14 protein-coding genes and 1 pseudogene are annotated in these 16875 nt (G+C 71.5%); 6 read left to right on the top strand and 9 right to left on the bottom strand.

Annotation, left to right across the window (positions count from 1 at the left end):
* Positions 1-4: 4 nt before the first annotated feature.
* The 4 genes from QE438_RS12920 to QE438_RS12905 are packed head-to-tail and all read right to left on the bottom strand — an operon-like array spanning position 5 to position 4136.
* Positions 5-883, bottom strand: a complete 879-nt coding sequence (locus tag QE438_RS12920; protein WP_306995122.1) for an arginase family protein — start codon at positions 881-883, stop codon at positions 5-7.
* On the bottom strand, positions 880-1944 hold the full coding sequence (locus tag QE438_RS12915) for a GNAT family N-acetyltransferase (protein WP_130521813.1): 1065 nt from the start codon (positions 1942-1944) through the stop codon (positions 880-882). Before QE438_RS12915 ends, QE438_RS12920 begins: the two co-directional genes overlap by 4 nt.
* A gap of 51 nt (positions 1945-1995) precedes the next feature.
* Positions 1996-3402: an aminotransferase class III-fold pyridoxal phosphate-dependent enzyme gene (locus QE438_RS12910; protein WP_306995124.1), complete on the bottom strand. Its 1407-nt coding sequence runs from the start codon at positions 3400-3402 to the stop codon at positions 1996-1998.
* A gap of 35 nt (positions 3403-3437) precedes the next feature.
* A complete protein-coding gene (locus tag QE438_RS12905) occupies positions 3438-4136 on the bottom strand; it encodes an HAD-IB family phosphatase (RefSeq protein ID WP_130521826.1) in 699 nt (232 codons plus the stop codon).
* A gap of 189 nt (positions 4137-4325) precedes the next feature.
* Between QE438_RS12905 and QE438_RS12900 the strand changes: the two genes are divergently transcribed.
* Positions 4326-4811: a YetF domain-containing protein gene (locus tag QE438_RS12900; protein ID WP_130521815.1), complete on the top strand. Its 486-nt coding sequence runs from the start codon at positions 4326-4328 to the stop codon at positions 4809-4811.
* Positions 4812-5042: 231 nt separating this feature from the next.
* Here QE438_RS12900 and hemF read toward each other — a convergent pair whose 3' ends face one another.
* From hemF to QE438_RS12885, 3 genes are read right to left on the bottom strand one after another with little or no spacing between them, the layout of a single operon-like run.
* Entirely contained in the window at positions 5043-5999 is a 957-nt protein-coding gene (gene hemF, locus QE438_RS12895) for an oxygen-dependent coproporphyrinogen oxidase (protein WP_306996313.1), read from the bottom strand.
* 40 nt (positions 6000-6039) lie between these two features.
* On the bottom strand, positions 6040-6642 hold the full coding sequence (locus QE438_RS12890) for a hypothetical protein (protein ID WP_130524725.1): 603 nt from the start codon (positions 6640-6642) through the stop codon (positions 6040-6042).
* On the bottom strand, positions 6639-9011 hold the full coding sequence (locus tag QE438_RS12885; RefSeq protein ID WP_306996315.1) for a S9 family peptidase: 2373 nt from the start codon (positions 9009-9011) through the stop codon (positions 6639-6641). The genes QE438_RS12890 and QE438_RS12885 overlap by 4 nt, the downstream gene beginning before the upstream one ends.
* Positions 9012-9178: 167 nt before the next feature.
* Between QE438_RS12885 and QE438_RS12880 the strand changes: the two genes are divergently transcribed.
* The 3 genes from QE438_RS12880 (at position 9179) to QE438_RS12870 (ending at position 12961) form a co-directional block, all read left to right on the top strand.
* Positions 9179-10525: an AMP-binding protein gene (locus QE438_RS12880; RefSeq protein WP_307184132.1), complete on the top strand. Its 1347-nt coding sequence runs from the start codon at positions 9179-9181 to the stop codon at positions 10523-10525.
* A gap of 67 nt (positions 10526-10592) precedes the next feature.
* On the top strand, positions 10593-11942 hold the full coding sequence (locus QE438_RS12875; protein WP_306995126.1) for an AMP-binding protein: 1350 nt from the start codon (positions 10593-10595) through the stop codon (positions 11940-11942).
* A complete protein-coding gene (locus QE438_RS12870; protein ID WP_306995128.1) occupies positions 11939-12961 on the top strand; it encodes a hypothetical protein in 1023 nt (340 codons plus the stop codon). Before QE438_RS12875 ends, QE438_RS12870 begins: the two co-directional genes overlap by 4 nt.
* Before the next feature lie 312 nt (positions 12962-13273).
* On the opposite strand, the pseudogene QE438_RS12865 reads toward QE438_RS12870, so the two are convergent.
* A pseudogene (locus QE438_RS12865) lies at positions 13274-14276 on the bottom strand (pteridine-dependent deoxygenase).
* Positions 14277-14285: 9 nt separating this feature from the next.
* On the bottom strand, positions 14286-15569 hold the full coding sequence (locus QE438_RS12860; RefSeq protein ID WP_306996317.1) for an NAD(P)/FAD-dependent oxidoreductase: 1284 nt from the start codon (positions 15567-15569) through the stop codon (positions 14286-14288).
* Between the two features lie 233 nt (positions 15570-15802).
* On the opposite strand from QE438_RS12860, the gene QE438_RS12855 reads away from it, so the two are divergent.
* Together QE438_RS12855 and QE438_RS12850 are read left to right on the top strand one after the other, a co-directional pair.
* Complete coding sequence (locus tag QE438_RS12855) at positions 15803-16072, top strand: phosphopantetheine-binding protein (RefSeq protein WP_130521821.1); 270 nt, start codon at positions 15803-15805, stop codon at positions 16070-16072.
* Positions 16073-16095: 23 nt separating this feature from the next.
* The gene (locus QE438_RS12850; RefSeq protein WP_306995133.1) at positions 16096-16824 is read left to right on the top strand and encodes a ketosynthase; all 729 of its coding nucleotides are present in this window, start codon (positions 16096-16098) and stop codon (positions 16822-16824) included.
* Positions 16825-16875: the final 51 nt, after the last annotated feature.

Genomic DNA, 16875 nt, shown 5'->3' with positions numbered 1-16875 from the left:
GCTGTCAGGCCGCGACCGAGGCGGCGGCGATCAGGGGCAGCAGCGCCGCGTTCAGCGCGTGCTGGCCGGCCTGCCACAGGGGCAGGACGTTCGGATCGGGCGGCTGCTGGCCGTCCAGGGCGGAGAGCAGGCGCTTGAACGGCTGACGGTAGCGATGGTGCGAGATCTCGCCGGTGATGTCGCTGGCGACGATCGGCGCGGAGAGTTCATCGATCAGGCGCCGCGCATCGGCCAGCTGGAAGCGGCCCTGGTCCCAGTTGGTGCGGGCCACGTCCTCGCCGAACACGTCCTTGTCGATGGACAGATAGACCGGCAGTGCGGCGTCGGCGCGTGCGGCGAAGGCGTCCAGCAGGCTGGCGCTGTCGGCGAAGCCGTGCACGGCCTGGCCGCAGCCCAGCGCGCGCGCCCAGCGCGTGTCCACGCCCAGGCACCAGTAGTGCACGCGTCCGGCACGCAGCGGGCCGAGCACGTTCTCCCAGCAGTGGCGCGTGCCGGCGTCGGCCGAGCACAGGCCGACCATGTGCACGCGCGCCACCTGCGGCAGGGCCGCCACGCGCCGCACCCACGAGCCGCAGTGCACGCCGAAGGGGTAGCGCATGTTGTCCGGATGGTTGTCCAGCACCACCACCTGCAGCGGGCCGCCGTGACGCGCCGCTGCCTGCCGCACCAGCGGCCAGGTCAGATGGTGGAAATCGCCGCTGCCCAGCATCACCGTGCCGTGCGCGCTCTCCAGCGCCGGCTGCAGTTCGCGGGCCAGCCGTTCCAGCGTGGCCACGCCGCAGCCGAAGCGCACCGCGTCCTGCCAGGCGCGCAGCGGCAGCACGCGCGCGCCCGGCAGCGGCCCGACCGCGCCGTCCAGGTCCAGCACCAGCGGTGCGCTCATCCGGCCACCTCGGCCTGCGGCACGCTGCCGGCTTCGTGTTCGAAGCGGTGCGCATGCCGGCGCAGCAGGCCGCGCAGCAGGGCGTTGCGTGGATACACCGCGTGCCGGGTGGGAGTGAGGCGCGCGCCGAGATAGCGTTTGATCTCCGGATCGGTCCAGCCGGCCACGTAGTGGCTCAGGCCCTGGCGGCGGGCGTGTTCGAGGTTGTGCATCCAGCTCACCGCGTACAGGTTGTGCTGGCGCGCCTGCGGATAGGCCAGGCCGATGTACTTGTCCACCAGCATGCCGGCGTGTTCGTAGCACAGGTTCCAGCCGATCAGCGCCTGATCGTGGTAGTAGGCGAAGACGCGCCCGCCGCTGCCACCGTCGCGCAGCAGGCCGTCGAGGAAGGCGCGGTCGAGCTGGTCGAAGTGGATCTGGCTCTGCGCGTAGACGTTGAGATACAGCGCGTAATAGGTCGCCAACGTGTCCGGCTCGTCGAAGCACGGCGCGCCGGTGGGCAGGCATTCGATGCGCAGGTCGGCGCGCGAGCGCAGCTTGCGGCGGATATCGCGGCGGCGGCCGGAGGACAGGCGCGCCAGATAGGCGTCCTCGTCGGCGAAATCGATCGGCACCCACGCCAGCTGCATGCCCTGCATCAGCACGAAGCCGCGCTCGGCCAGCGCCTGGGCGAAGGCCTGGGCGCGGCGGTTGCCGTGCAGGCCGAGCAGGGGCGAGTCGTCGGGCAGATCCTTGACGATCAGCAGCGGCGCGCGCCGCGCCTGCGCCAGCACCTCATCGGCCAACGCCTCCACGCTGCCGCTCAGCGGCAATGGTGCGTATTCGGTGGCGGTGCAGCCGATGAAGCAGGCCGGCCACTCCAGCCAGCGGCGCCAGTGGCGATAGCCGGGCAGGCCGGTCACGCGCCGGCGCAGCGCATCGTCGGCGGTGGTCAGCAGATCCAGGCGGGCACGGAACAGCGGCAGGCCGCTGGACAGACGTTCGACCTGGAAACCAGGCGGCGGATGGGCCAGGAAGCTGTCGAGCAGCGCATCGGGCTCGAGCTGGGTACAGGAGTACATGGCGGCTCCGCGAAGCACCGGCCGCTGCAGGCGGCCGGTGCCGGTGGGGGATCAGACGGTCTGCTTGGCCTTGGTCAGCGCCTGGTCGATCAGGGCGATGGCCAGGTCGATCTCCTCGTGGGTGATGTTCAGCGAGGGCGCCAGGGTGATGACGTTCTTGTACCAACCGCCCACGTCCAGGACCAGGCCGATCGGCTTGCCCTTGTGCGTGAGTTCGCCGCCCAGGCCGATGTCCACCATGCGGTCCAGCAGCGCCTTGTTGGGCGTGAAGCCGTCGGCCTCGCAGATCTCCGCGCGCAGCGCCAGGCCCAGGCCGTCGACGTCGCCGATCTCCTTGTGACGCTTCTGCAGCTCGCGCAGGCCGTCCAGGAAGTGCGCACCCTTCTCCGGTACGGTGCGCTCGTAGTCCATCTCGTAGCCCATGCGGATCACTTCCAGCCCCAGCGAGGTGCCCAGCGGGTTGGAATTGAACGTGGAATGGGTCGAGCCCGGCGGGAAGATGGTCGGGTTGATCAGCTCCTCGCGCGCCCACAGGCCGGACAGCGGGTTCAGGCCGTTGGTCAGCGCCTTGCCGAACACCAGCACGTCCGGGGTCACGCCGAAGTGCTCGATCGACCACAGCTTGCCGGTGCGCCAGAAGCCCATCTGGATCTCGTCGACCACCATCAGGATGCCGTACTGGTCCAGCACCTTCTTCAGGTCGCGGAAGAAGTTCGGCGGCGGGATCACGTAGCCGCCGGTGCCCTGGATCGGCTCGACATAGAAGGCCGCGTATTCAGCCTGGCCGACCTTGGGGTCCCACACGCCGTTGTATTCGGTCTCGAACAGGCGCGCGAACTGGCGCACGCAGTGGTCCGAATACTCCTCCGGGCTCATGCCCTTGGGCCGACGGAAGGGATAGGGGAAGGGGATGAACATCGCGCGCTCGCCGAAGTGGCCGAAGCGGCGGCGATAGCGGTAGCTGGAGGTGATGCTGGAGGCGCCCAGGGTGCGGCCGTGGTAGCCGCCCTCGAAGGCGAACATCAGGCTCTTGCCGTTCTTGTAGTTGCGCACCAGCTTGAGCGAGTCCTCGATGGCCTGCGCGCCGCCGACGTTGAAGTGCACGCGGCCGGGCAGGCCGAACTTGCCTTCCACATCCTGGGCGATGGTCTTGGCCAGCTGGATGCGGGTGGGATGCAGGTACTGGCTGGCGACCTGCGGCAGGGTGTCGATCTGGTGTTTGAGCGCGTCGTTGAGGCGCTTGTTGGAATAGCCGAAGTTGCAGGCCGAGTACCACATCTGCAGATCCAGATACGGCGTCTGTCCACTGTCGAACATGTAGCTGCCTTCGCAGCGGTGGAACACCTTGGGCGGATCGACGTAGTGCACGGTGTCGCCGAAGGAGCTGTAGCGGGCCTCGTCGGCCAGCAGTTGGGCGTCGTCCTCGAGCGCCGGGGCGAGGGTGTGGAGCAGGTTCATGGCAGTGTCCGTTTGCAGCAGGAGGGGAAGCCGCGTCACGCGATGGCGACGGCGGGAGAAACGAGCGGGGCGTGGCGGGTCAGTGCGCCGGATTCCAGCGCGGGCAGCAGCGCCAGCGCTTCGGCGAAGCCTTCGATGGCGCTGTGCGCCAGCGCGTGGTCGCGGCAATGGGCGATCAGCTTGCGCTTGGCGAACACGTAGTCGGCGCGGCCGGCCACGCAGAAGTCCGAGGTGCCGTCGCCGACCAGCAGCACCTGGCCGCCCGGCGCGTGGCGGCGCGCTTGCGCGGCGCGCGCGCACTTGCAGGTGCCGGCGCCGCAGCTGGGCGCCTGGTGCGGCGATTCCAGGTTCCAGCGGCGTTCGCCGACCGGATGGAAGCGGTTGGCGTACAGCGGCAGCGGCGCCACGCCCTCGCGGGCCAGCAGCAGGCGGATCGGCAGGTCCAGGCCGTCGCTGACGATCTCCAGCGGCCAGCCGCGCGCGGCCACCGCCGCGGCGAAGGCGGGGAAGGCCGGATCGATGTCCAGGCCCGACAGATGCTGTTCGAACTGGGCCGCATCCATGTCCAGCAGCGCGACCTGGCCGCGCATGCAGGCGCGCGAGCCGATGCGACCGGCCAGCCAGTCGTCCTCCAGCGCCTCCCAGCCGGGACGGCCGAAGCGCTGCAGCAAGGTGTCGATGGTGTCGCGCAGCCCGATGGTGCCGTCGAAATCGCACAGCACGGTCCAGCGCAGGGGAACGGAACGAAGAGACATGGGACTTGGTGCGTGGTTCGAGGTGGCGCCACGTTAGGCAGCGGACCTTTCCGAGGGCTTTCCGTCGCCGCGCGCTTCAGCCGGCGTTGGGACGGCGCCGGTTCTTCACTTGCCGCTGCGGGGCGCACGTGTGATAACGCCGCCGTTGCCACCTGCGATGCCGCCCCGATGCACGATCTGTTCGACCTGTCCGCGCCGTGGTGGCACTTCGTGCTGCGCGGGGTGGTGATCTATGTGATGGTCACCGTGCTGATGCGCATCTCCGGCAAGCGCGCCATCGGCCAGTTCACCCCGTTCGATCTGATCCTGCTGATCCTGATCGGCAATGCCGTGCAGAACGGCATCAACGGCGGCGACAACTCGCTCACCGGCGCGCTGATCATGGCCTCCACGCTGATCGCGTTGAACTGGCTGGTGGCCTTCGGCTCGGCGCGCTCGATGCGCTTTCGCCACTTGGTGGAAGGCCATGCCACGGTGCTGGCCCGCGACGGCAAGGTCTTCGCCGAGGTGCTGCGCAAGCAGCTGGTGGCCGAGTCGGACTTCAAGAAGGCCATGCGCCAGTCCGGCTGCGAACACGAGCGCGACATCCGCCTGGCGATCCTGGAAACCAACGGCCACATCACCATCGAGACCCGCGAGGGCAAGTCGGGGTAAGGCCAGAAGCAGTAGTGCTTATGTGGGAGCCGCCATGGCGGCGATGGGGCTCTACCGGTAAAGCCCCTCGCCGCCGTGGCGGCTCCCACATGTAGAGCGGAGCTCGCTCCGCTGGGGCCTTCCCCCCGAACCGAAAGAAGCGCAGCGCAGTCCCCAAGAGGGGATTGCCACAAGCTCCGCTCTACAGGCAGGCCGCTGCGAGAGTTGAGGAGACAGTTGCTCCCACAAGGATCAAGAGTGATCCAGCTCCGCCAACCAATCGCGCGGCCGCAGATAGTCGGCCAGGCGCGCCTCGTCGCTGCCGGCCTCGGGAGTGAAGCCGTATTCCCAGCGCACCAGCGGCGGCAGGCTCATCAGGATCGATTCGGCGCGTCCGCCGCTCTGCAGGCCGAACAGCGTGCCGCGGTCGTAGACCAGGTTGAACTCCACATAGCGCCCGCGCCGGTAGAGCTGGAAGTCGCGTTCGCGTTCGTCATAGGGCGTGTCGCGGCGCGCGGCCACGATCGGCAGATAGGCCTCGAGGAAACCGTCGCCGACCGCGCGCAGATAGCCGAAGTCGGCGTCGAAGTCGTCCTGCAGATCGTCGAAGAACAGCCCGCCGACGCCGCGCGTCTCGCCGCGATGCTTGAGGAAGAAATATTCGTCGCACCAGCGCTTGTGCGCCTCGTAGCGCGCCTGGCCGCCGAAGGGCGCGCACAGCGCCCGCGCGGTGCGATGCCAGTGCAGCACATCGGCATCGACCGGATAGAACGGCGTCAGGTCGAAGCCGCCGCCGAACCACCACGCCACCGTCTGCCCGTCGCGCTCGGCGCGGAAGTGGCGCACGTTGGCATGCGTGGTCGGCAGATGCGGATTGCGCGGATGGAACACCAGCGACACGCCGACCGCGCGCCACGAGGCGCCGGCCAGCTCGGGCCGCGCGGCCGAGGCCGAGGGCGGCAGCCGGCTGCCGGACACGTCGGAGAAGCCGATGCCGGCCTGTTCGAAGACGGCGCCGTCGCGCAGGATCCGCGTGCGCCCGCCGCCGCCCAGGGAGGGGCCGGTGGCATGCGAGGCAGCGTTGGCCGGGGGCTGGCGCGTCCAGCGATCCTCGAGGAAGCGGGCCTGGCCGTCGGCGGCCTCGATGGCGGTGCAGATGCGGTCCTGCAGTCCGGCCAGATAGTCGCGGACGAGGTCGATGCTGGGGATGTCGGTCATGCGCGCAAGTGTACGGGCCGCTTCGTGGCGCTCAGCGCGGACGGATCGTCGGCGCGCTGCCGAACTGCGCCCGCACCGGGGCCGTGCACAGCTTCCAGATGATCGCCCCGTGCAGCGCGGTGAACACCAGCGCCACGATCACGCTGAAGATCATGGCGGCGGTCTTCAGGCCGGCCAGCTCCGGCGGCAGCGCGCCACCGGCGCCGCCCAGCCCGGGCTGCATCGCCAGCGACGCCTCGGTCATCGCCGGGACGTACCAGAGCGAGCCGTAGGTCAACAGCGTGCCCAGCGCCAGGTAGGCGATGAAGGCCAGGCGCGCCCATTCGCGGCGCTTGAGCAGGCCCCAGCCCAGCCAGGCCAGCAGCAGCGAGGCGATGGCCTCGGCCAGGCCGATCTCGAAGTAATGGGTCAGCATCCAGCGCATCAGCGGCGGCATCGGGCCAGCCGGCTCGAACAGCTGCAGATAGGCCGGGCTGGACACCAGGCCGGCCATCGCCATCTGCAGCGCGCCGTAGGCCAGGCCGACCGCGGCCAGGGCCAGGGTGATCCAGGCCAGCACGGTGACGAAGCCCTGCGCGCCGCTGCGGGGCGAGGGCGCGGCGCCTGGCAGCGGCGGCGGGACGGGCGCGCTCATGGCGTGGGCTTGAGCGTGTCGTCGAACAGGTTGAGCACGCGCTTGTATTCGTCCAGCCAGGAGTCGGCGCGGGTGAAGCCGTGGCGCTCCAGCGGGTAGGGCGCGATGGACCAGTTGTCCTTGTGCAGCTCGATCAACTTCTGGGTCATGTCGATGGAGTCCTTGAAGAACACGTTGTCGTCGATCATGCCGTGCGCGATCAGCAGGCGGTCCTGCAGTCCGGCGGCGTACTCGATCGGCGAGGAGACGCGATAGGCCTGCGGGTCGATGTCCGGCGTGTTGAGGATATTGGACGTGTACTCATGGTTGTACTGCATCCAGTCGGCCACCGGGCGCAGCGCGGCGCCGGCCTTGAACGTGCCCGGCGCGCGGAACAGCGCCATGTAGGTCAGAAAGCCGCCATAGCTGCCGCCGTAGATGCCGGCGCGGTCGCGGTCGCCCTGGTGCTCGCGCACCAGCCATTCCAGGCCGTCCAGGTAGTCGTCCAGCTCCGGGTGGCCCATGTTGCGGTAGATGGCCGTGCGCCAGTCGCGGCCGTAGCCGGCGCTGCCGCGGTAGTCCAGGTCCAGCACCAGATAACCGCGCTGCACCAGCAGGTTGTGGAACATCTGCTCGCGCGGGTAGGGCGGATAGCCGGCGATGGCGTTCTGCAGATAGCCGGCGCCGTGGACGAACATCACCACCGGATAGCGCTTGCCCGGCACCAGTTGCGCCGGTGCGTAGAACTTGCCCCAGATCGCGCCGGCGCCGTGGCGCGAGGGCACCTGCACCAGCTGCGGCTGGATCCAGTTCACCGCCTTGAACGCCGGCGTGCGCGTGTCGGTCAGCACCTTGGCCTGGCCGCCGCCGGCCGGCACCACCGCCAGCTGGCTGGGCAGATAGCTGGCCGAGTACTGCACCAGCAGCGAGCGCCCATCCGGCGACTGGCTGAAGGCCTCCACCCCGCCATCCAGCGCGGTGACCTCGGCCACCTTGCCGGTCTTCAGTTCGGTCCGGCAGACCTCGTAGCGGCCCGGCGCGGCGCGGTTGCACAGAAAGAAGAAGCCCTCGCCATCGGCCGCCACCTGCGGCGCGGATACCTCCCACGCGCCGCTGGTCAGTGCCTTGGTTTTCTCGCTGCCGCGCTGGGTGTAGAGCTGGGAGTGGCCGCTGGCCTCGCTCAGCAGCCACAGGGTCTGGTTGTCCGGCAGCCAGCCGAACTCGTTGAAGCTCCAGTTGATCCAGGCCGGGTCGGTGAGGCGGTCGCGCACTTGCAGGCGCGCGTTGTCCAGGTCCACGCTGGCGATCCAGCGGTCCTTGTTGTCGGTGGCGCGCAGCAGCAAGGCGACATTGCGCGAATCGGCGCTCCAGTGGATCGCCGCGCCGCTGGCGTCGCCGTCGCTTTCCACGCGCACGGCGCGGTTGCCCTTCAGCGGCTCCTTGCCGGCGGCCTTGCGCAGCTCGGCCAGCGGGTCGTTGGCGATGCCGGGCAGGGTGTCCAGGCTCAGCGGCTTGACCGTGCCGCTGGCCATGTCGGCCAGCCACAGCGCCTGCGGGATCGGCGAATTGCGCCCGACCAGCGTGCGCGCCTCCTGCTGCTCGGCGTAGCCGGATTCGGTGACGTAATGCGGGACCTCGCCGGCCTGGCCGGCGTCGGCGCCCTTCTTCTGCGTGACCACCAGCAGCCAGCGCCCGTCCGGGGACAGCGCGGTCTGGCTGATCTGCACGTCCTTGCCCAGGTAGACCGGCGCCGGCGCACGGCTGGGGTCGGCCTTGCGCCAGGCGGCCTCCTGGCGGCGCAGCGCCTCGCGCTGCTCGCGGTCGTGGGCCAGGGTGGACAGGGTGCGCAGCTGCTGCTCGCGCAGGACGTCGGCCTCGGGCGCCTTGTCCGGATCGTCCTCGGCCTTGGCCTGGGCGGCCTGGGCCACGGCGGTGCCGTTCCAGCGGAACCACTGCTGGCCGACCCGCCACACCAGCGCGCCGTCGCTGGCGAACTGCGGCTGGCGCTCGTCCTCCAGCGTGCGCGTGAGCTGGGTCAGCGCGCCGCTGCGCAGGTTGCGCACGAACACATCGCCATTGCGGATGAAGGCCTGGCGCTGGCGTTTGGCGTCGTAGATCGCATCCGGAGCGCCCAGGGTGTCGCGCGCATCGTCGGACACGCGCGTGGCGGCGCTGGCGCCGAGCTCCTGGCGGAAGGTGTCGCGGATCGGCGAGCCGTTGCGCTTGAGGTCGTATTCCACCCCGTGGCTGTCCCAGGTCCAGCGCGGCGCCTCGACCGGCGGGCCGATCCAGTCCAGGTCGGCCATGACCTGTTCGATGGTCAGCGGCGTGGGCGATTGCGCCAGCGCGGCGGGCGACAGCAGCAGGCAGGACAGGACGGCAACGGGCAGGCGCATGAACAGGCGCTTCTCGACGACAAAGAGCCGCGAAGGGTAGCAGCGGCATCGCGCGGGGCGCATCGGACCAAGGTCACGGCGACTTGCCCGGGCGGGCCCCAGCGGCGACAGTACCGTTCGCCCGGCGACCAGGACCGGGGTGCAGCCAGGGGAATGTCTTGATGTCAGCCGTTGTCGAATCCGCGCCGCAGCGCGCCGGCCTGTGCCCGCTGGGCCTCGGGGCGCCCACGCGGATCATCGCCCGCAGCGGCGGTGCGGCCATCGATCTGGCCACCTTCCACGGCCACGTGCGCGCGCTGGCCGCGCAGCTGCCGGCCGGGCGCCACGCGGTCAATCTGTGCGAGGACCGCTACCGCTTCCTGGTGGCGTTCTGCGCCGTGGCCCTGCGCGGGCAGGTGACCCTGCTGCCGTCCTCGCGCGCGCCGGCGGTGGTGGCCGACGTGATGGACCGCCATGCCGACACCTACGCGCTGGGCGACCTGCCCATCGACCCGGCCCCGGCCGGCTACTGGCGCCTGCCCGACACGCTGAGCCATCTCGATGGCCCCGTGCCGGAAGTGCCCGAGGACGCGGTGGTCTGCATCGGCTTCACCTCCGGCAGCACCGGCGCGCCCAAGCCCTTCCCCAAGACCCTGGCAGCCTTCCGCACCAGTAACGCGCAGAACCTCAGCGCCGTGGCCGACCTGTGGGGCCAGGCCACGCCCAGCCTGGTGGCCACCGTGCCGCCGCAGCACATGTACGGCATGGAGATGTCGGTGGTGATGCCGCTGATGAGCGATGCCTGCGTGCACGGCGGCAAGCCGTTCTTCCCGCAGGACGTGGCCAGCGCGCTGGCGCAGATGCCGGCCCCGCGCGTGCTGGTGACCACGCCTGTGCACCTGCGCGCGCTGGTCGAGTCGGGGGTGTCGCTGCCGCCCATCGCCGGCTATGTCTCGGCCACCGCGCCGCTGGAGCAGGCGCTGGCGCAGGCGGCCGAGGCGCGCTTCGGCGGCGAGCTGCGCGAGACCTTCGGCTCGACCGAGACCTGCATCTTCGCCAAGCGCCGCACCGCGCTGGACACGGCCTGGACGCCGCTGCCCGGCGTTTGGGTGCAGCCGCAGCCGGACGGCACGCTGGTGCACGCGCGCCACCTGCCGCAGCCCGTGCCGCTGGCCGACCTGATGGAGGTCGAGCCCGACGGCCGCTTCCACCTGCGCGGGCGCCAGGCCGACCTGCTCGAGATCGCCGGCAAGCGCGCCTCGCTGGGCGATCTGACCCGCCGCCTGCAGGCCGTGCCCGGCGTGCGCGACGGCGCGGTGCTGCAGCTGGCGCCCGACGAGATGGGCGTGGCCCGCATCGCCGCGCTGGTGGTCGCCCCGGGCATGAACGAGACCGAGCTGCTCGCGCAGCTGCGCACGGCGATGGACCCGGTGTTCCTGCCGCGGCGCATCCGCTTCGTCGCCGCGCTGCCGCGCGGGGAGACCGGCAAGCTGCCGCGCGATGCCGCGCTGCGCCTGCTGGAGTACTGATTCAAGGACGCATCAGGACGCGCCCGGCAGGCTGCGCGCGTCACGCACGAGGACCTCACACCACGCCATGTCGGCTGTCATCGAAACCCTGCCCCGCCCGGCAGGACGCTGCGCGCTGGGGGCCGGAACGCCCGAACGGGTGATCGCCCGTGCGGGCGGGCGCGACATCGCGCTGCACACCTTCCACGCGCAGGTGCGTGCGCTGGCGGCGCGGCTGCCGGCCGGCACCCACGCGGTCAACCTGTGCGAGGACCGCTACCGCTTCATGGTCGCCCTGTGCGCGGTGGCGCTGCGCGGGCAGGTCACCCTGCTGCCGCCCTCGCGCGCGCCGGCGGTGGTGGACGAGGTGATGGCGCGGCAGCCGGCCACCTACGCGCTGGGCGATCAGGCGCTGGCCGTCGCGCCGCCGCACTACTGGCGCCTGCCCGAGGTGCTGGACGAGGCCGACGGCCCGGTGCCCGAGGTCGATGAGGACGCGGTGTTCGCCGTGGCCTTCACCTCCGGCAGCACCGGCGCGCCGAAGGCCTTCCCCAAGACGCTGGCGCAGTTCCGCGCCAGCACCGCACAGCTGGTCGCGGCGATGGCCGACCTGTGGGACGGCGCGCGGCCGAGCATCGTCGCCACCGTGCCGGCCCAGCACATGTTCGGCCTGGAGCAGTCGGTGATGGTGCCGCTGCTGACCGAGGCGGTGCTGCACGGGGAGCGCCCGTTCTTCCCGCAGGATGTGGCGCGTGCGCTGGCCGACGTGCCCGCGCCGCGCATGCTGATCACCACGCCGGTGCACCTGCGCGCCCTGGTCGAGTCGGGCGTGTCGCTGCCGGCCATCGCCGGCTGCGTGTCGGCGACCGCGCCGCTGGAGCAGGCGCTGGCGCGCCAGGCTGAGGCGCGCTTCGGCGGCCAGGTGCGCGAGATCTTCGGCTCGACCGAGACCTGCATCTTCGCCAGGCGCCGCACCGCCATCGAACGCGCCTGGACCCCGCTGCCCGGGGTGAGCGTGCAGCCGCAGCCGGACGGCACGCTGATCGCCGCGCCGCATCTGCGCCAGCCGGTGGCGCTGGCCGACCTGACCGAAGTGCTCGGCGACGGGCGCTTCATCGTGCACGGGCGCCAGGCCGACCTGCTCGAGATCGCCGGCAAGCGCGCCTCGCTGGCCGACCTGACCCGCCGCCTGCGCGCGGTGCCCGGCGTGCGCGATGGCGTGATGGTGCAGCTCGACAGCCCCGGCAAGGTGCGCCGTATCGCCGCGCTGGTGGTGGCGCTGGGCCTGTCCGAGGGCGATCTGCTGGCCGCGCTGCGCGGGGCGATGGATCCGGTGTTCCTGCCGCGGCGGGTGCGCTTCGTCGAGGCGCTGCCGCGCACCGACACCGGCAAGCTGCCGCGCGCCGAGGTGCTGCGCCTGCTCGGGGAGGCGACATGAAACCGGCTGCGGTGATCGCCGGCGTCGCGCTCGCCGCGGCGCTCGCGGGGCTGGGGTGGTGGGCGTTGCGCGCCAGGCCCGAGCCGACGCAGGCCGCCGTGGCCGCGCCCGAGACCCCCGCGCGCGCTACCTCTACGCCCACCGTCAGCGCGCTGCCGGCCAGCACCACGCCGCTGCCGGTGACGGGCACGCCGCTGCGGCTGGTGTTCGACGATCTCCAGCGGCGCGCCGGCAACGGCGATGCGCGCGCGGCCTGCCGGCTGGCGGCCGAGCTGGAGCAGTGCGAGCGCGTGCGCCTGCAGCTGGCGCAGTTCGACGACATGACCCGACAGCAGCAGCGCATGCTGGAGGGCATGGAGCCCGCGCGGCGCGCCAAGGCGCAGGAGAACATGGAGCGCACGTCCCTCGCGCGCGGCCAGCAGCTGCTGCAGGATTCGGAAGGCTGCGAGGGGGTGCCGGCGATGTCGCCGGCCCAGCGCGCGGGCCTGTGGCGCGATGCGGCGCTGGGCGGCAGTCTGCCGGCGCTGACGCAGTACGCGGTCGGCAACGCGTTCCGCACCCGCGACACGCTGCAGGTGCTGCCGCAGCTGCAGCTTTATCGCAACGAGGCCGAAGGGCTGGCGCTGCAGGCGGCCGAGCGCGGCAGCCTCCAGGCCACGATGGCGCTGGCCGGGGCGTATTCGCCGCAGCGCGATACCGGCCGGCGCACGTATCTGGCGCAGGTGGTGACGCCGGATCCGAGCAAGTCGCTGGCGCTCTATCTGCGGGCGCAGCAGGCGCTGGCCAGCACGCAGTCCGCGCAGGCGCAGGCGCCGATGCAGCGGTTCCGCGCCGGCGCGCTCCAGCGCAACATCGATTGGCTGCGCGGCAACATGTCCGATGCCCAGGTCGCGCAGGCCGATGCCCTGGCGCGTCAGTGGCAGCAGGACTGGAGCGCGCCCGCGCCCGAGGAAGGGGATCTGCCGTTCTCGCCCGATGGAGGCGTGCCTGATGTCACGCCGAAGCTTTGCGGTGATTGAGCTTTTGGCGGGGGCTTTTAAAGGCCTCTGTCCTGGCTGAGCGACTTGGGTGCTTGAGCGCTGGCTTCGGAAGGGCAGCGGTCCGGCGGGCCGCGTCCGCTCTTCCCTCGGTCGCGGCCTCGTTGCAGAGCGGAGCTTGTGGCAATCCCTTTTGGGGGGCTCCGATGCTTTCCGTTCGGTTCGCGGGGTTGTAGAGCGGAGCTTGCTCCGCTGCTTTTCGTTCGGTTCGCGGGAAAGCCCCAGCGGAGCAAGCTCCGCTCTACAGGTGGGAGAACCCTGGTGGCTCTTCGGCCAATGGCGGCGACGGCGCGCTCAGCTGTGGACGCCGTCGATCTCGATGCGCAGGTCGCGGCGGCACACGGCCGCGTGCAGGATCAGGCACGGCACCGAGGGCGGCAGGCGCTGGGCGAGCAGGTCGGCGGCCAGGGGCAGCTCGGCGGCGTCGCGCACGTAGACCTTCAACCGGGTGCTGGCGTCGAACTGCGCCGGCAGTGTCGGCCGGTGCCGGCGCGCGCTGGCGAGCAGGCTGTCGAAGTTGGCGAAGGTCTCCTCCAGCTGCGCGGCGGTGGAGTCGCCGTGCAGGCTCTGGTGGCCGACCACCGAGGCGGTGCCGGACAGCAGCAGCGGGGCGTGCACCGACGGCGGCGGCAGCATGGCGCGGGCGAAGCTCGGCGGCTGCGGGCCGTACTGGCGCGGATAGCGATAGGCGCTGACCTGGCGCGGGTTCTCCACCGGCGTGCCCGGCTCGCGGCTGGCCAGCCAGTACACCTGCAGGGTGCGGCGGCCATCGACGCGCCCGATCGCGGTGGCCGCCGGCAGCTGCGCGGTGTCGAAGCGGCCCAAGCCACGCGCGCGGCCCACGCAGAAGTGACGGTAGCGCTCGGCGTCGCCCTCGCCTTCGGTGATGTCGTCCAGGTAATTCCACACGCGCAGCAGGTGCGGGGTGGCGCTGTCGGGCACGAAGCCGGACAGCTGCGCATAGGCCTGGACGGCGGCGGTCTCGATGTCGCCGTCGACCTCGTCGATCTGGATCGCGCCGAACTGCAGGGTCCCGTCGCTGGCCCAGGCGATCGCCCCGTCGCGCCCGCGCACGACCGGGCGGGTGCTGCGCCAGACTTCCAGCGGCGCCGCGCCGTAGGGCGCCAGCGGCACGCGCAGGTAGCGCGGATCGTCGTCGACGGGCGCCTCGGGGCCGAAGCCGAACACCGCCAGCACGCGGTCGTCGGCCGAGCAGCGCCTGCGGCGTGGTGTCGTGGAGGTAGTCCACCGTCAGGGTGGACGCGTCGAGGGGCACGGAAGCGGAGAGCGAGTTCACGCGATCAGTTTAATCGGCCTGCAGTGTGTCGCCGGTAAAGCCCTCGGCCAGCTGGCGCCGCCGCCTGCGCCAGGCGCGCAGGGCGGCCGGCACCATGATCGCCACGTGCGCGGCGTAGATCAGGCGGAACACGCGCAGCCGGCGCAGCACGCGCGGGCTGTCGAACACGTCGCCGGCCAGCATCGCCACCACCGCCGATTCGACCTCCAGCACGTCGCGCGGGTTGGCGAACAGGTGGCGCATGGTCGGCGAGGTGAAGCGGTAGATGAACCACTTGAACTCGTCCAGGCCGGCGTCCAGCCGCCGCTGCAGCCGGCGGCGCAGGCGCGTGGCCTGCCGCGGCGCGCGCAGCGCGGCATCGACCATCGCCGCGCCCTGTTCGGCGCTGTGCATGGCCAGGAACACGCCGGAGGAGAACATCGGGTCGACGAAGGCATAGGCATCGCCCAGCAGCAGCCAGCGCGGTCCGCTCATGCGCGTGCATTCGTAGGCGTAGTTGCCGGTGGCGTGGACCGGGGCCACGCGCTGGGCGCCGGCCATGCGCTGGGCGACCTCGTCGTTCAGCGCCAGGGTCTGGCGCAGGAAGCCTTCCAGATCGCCGCTGCGGGTCTTGAGGTAGTCGGGGAAGCACACCGCGCCCACGCTCATCACATCGTCCGGCAGCGGGATCAGCCACATCCAGCCGTGCGCATGGCGGTAGATGCTGATGTTGCCCGCGTCCTCGCCGGGCCGCCGGGCCACGCCGCGGAAGTGGCTGAACACCGCGGCCGACTGGTGGCGCGGGTTCTTGCGCTTGAGCTTGAGCCGGCCGCCGAGGAAGGCGTCGCGGCCGCTGGCGTCCAGCAGCCACTGCGGGCGCAGGGTCAGTTCGGTGCCGTGCTGGCGCACCCGCACCACGGGTTGCTCGCCCTCGAAGGCCACGCCGGTCACCGCCGTGCCCTCGTGCGCGTCCACGCCTTCGCCGCGGGCCTTGTCGAACAGGATCCGGTCGAAGTCCGCGCGCGGCACCTGCAGGGCGAACGGGCTCTTGGCGTCCAGCGCGCGGGCGAACTTGAAGGTGTTGTAGCCGCCCTGCTCGTCGGGGAAGTCCGCGCCGAGCTTGAGCGTGCCGATCGCGCGCATGTCCTCCAGCACGCCCAGCCGCTCCAGCAGCGGCATGGTCATCGGCAGCAGCGATTCGCCGATGTGGAAGCGCGGATGGTGGTCCTTCTCCAGCAGGGTCACGCGCCAGCCGGCGCGGGCCAGCAGGATCGCCGCGGTGCTGCCGGCCGGGCCGCCGCCGACGATCAGCACGTCGGGCGTGGCGTCGGGCGCCCCAGTCGGGGCGGTGGCCAGGGCCGCGGCGGCGCCGGGATCGGCGGCGGGCTGGGCAGCGGTGGCGGGGGTCATGCGGCGCGAACCTTCGCGTGTGGCAGTCCTGACAAGGGCGTCATCATAGCCTGCGCGGCCACATTGCCCGAAGGTTGCGCGCGGCCGTCCTTTGCACCATCGTGTCGCACCTTCAACGCCCTGGAAACCGCTGCCGCATGTCCGCGCAAACGCCCGAAGAACACGAACTGGCCCAGCTGCTGGTCGAGAGTCTGAACCTGGAGGACGTGGACGCCGGCGCGATCGACCCGGAGGCGCCGCTGTTCAACACCGGCCTGGGCCTGGACTCGATCGATGCGCTGGAGCTGGCCTTGGCGATCGGCAAGAAGTACGGCTTCCAGCTGCGCTCGGACAACGAGGACAACCAGCGCATCTTCGCCTCGCTGCGCGCGCTGTCGGCCCATGTCCAGGCCAACCGGACCGTCTGAGGTCCCGGTCCGCCCGGTCCTCCATGCGCGCGCCTGAGCCGGGCGCGCCGGCCGACGCCGCGCCCTGGGCGATCGGCGCGGCGCTGGTGCTGGCCGTGGTCTATTCGCCGCTGGCGCACTGGGCCAATGCCAGCGGCCGCAGCGACCTGGCTGTGCTGGCCGGCGCGGCGCTGGTGCTGATGCTGCTGATCGAACCGATCGCCCGGAGGCGCTGGTGGGCCTGGGCGCTGGCCGCGCTGCTGCTGGCCGCCCTGGTGCCGCTGTGGCGCTCGCCGCATGCGCTGCTGCTGCTGACCGCCCCGCCGGTGGTGTTTACCGGCTGGGTGGCGTGGTTCTTCGGCCGCAGCCTGCGCGCCGGGCGCGTGCCGCTGATCGGGCGCATCGTCGAGGGCCTGTACGCGCAGGCCGGGCAGCCGCTCAGCGACGACCAGCGCCGCTACACCCGGCGCCTGACCCAGGCCTGGACCGCGCTGCTGGCCGGCATGACCCTCGCCAACCTGGTGCTGGCGCTGTGCGCGGTGCCCGGCGGCGTGCTGGCGCAGCTGGGCCGTCCCTCGCCCTGGCCGATCTCCGACGCGCATGCCTCGCTGTTCGCCAACCTGCTCGGCTACGGGGTGATCGGCGGGTTCTTCCTGGGCGAATACCTGCTGCGCGCGCGCTGGTTTCCGGTGCGGCCGTACCGCAACTTCGTCGACTTCGTGCGCCAGCTGGCGCGGCTGGGGCCGGGCTTCTGGCGCGATGTGCTGCGCTGAAGGCGGCCGCGCGCGGTCCAGGGGCGCGGCTCGGAGCGGCGTTAAAAAATC

The sequence above is a fragment of the Pseudoxanthomonas sp. SORGH_AS_0997 genome, assembly GCF_031453535.1.
Classification (GTDB): domain Bacteria; phylum Pseudomonadota; class Gammaproteobacteria; order Xanthomonadales; family Xanthomonadaceae; genus Pseudoxanthomonas_A; species Pseudoxanthomonas_A winnipegensis.
The sequence above is the reverse complement of the archived record's forward strand: the minus strand, read 5'-3'. Positions and strand labels throughout refer to the sequence as shown.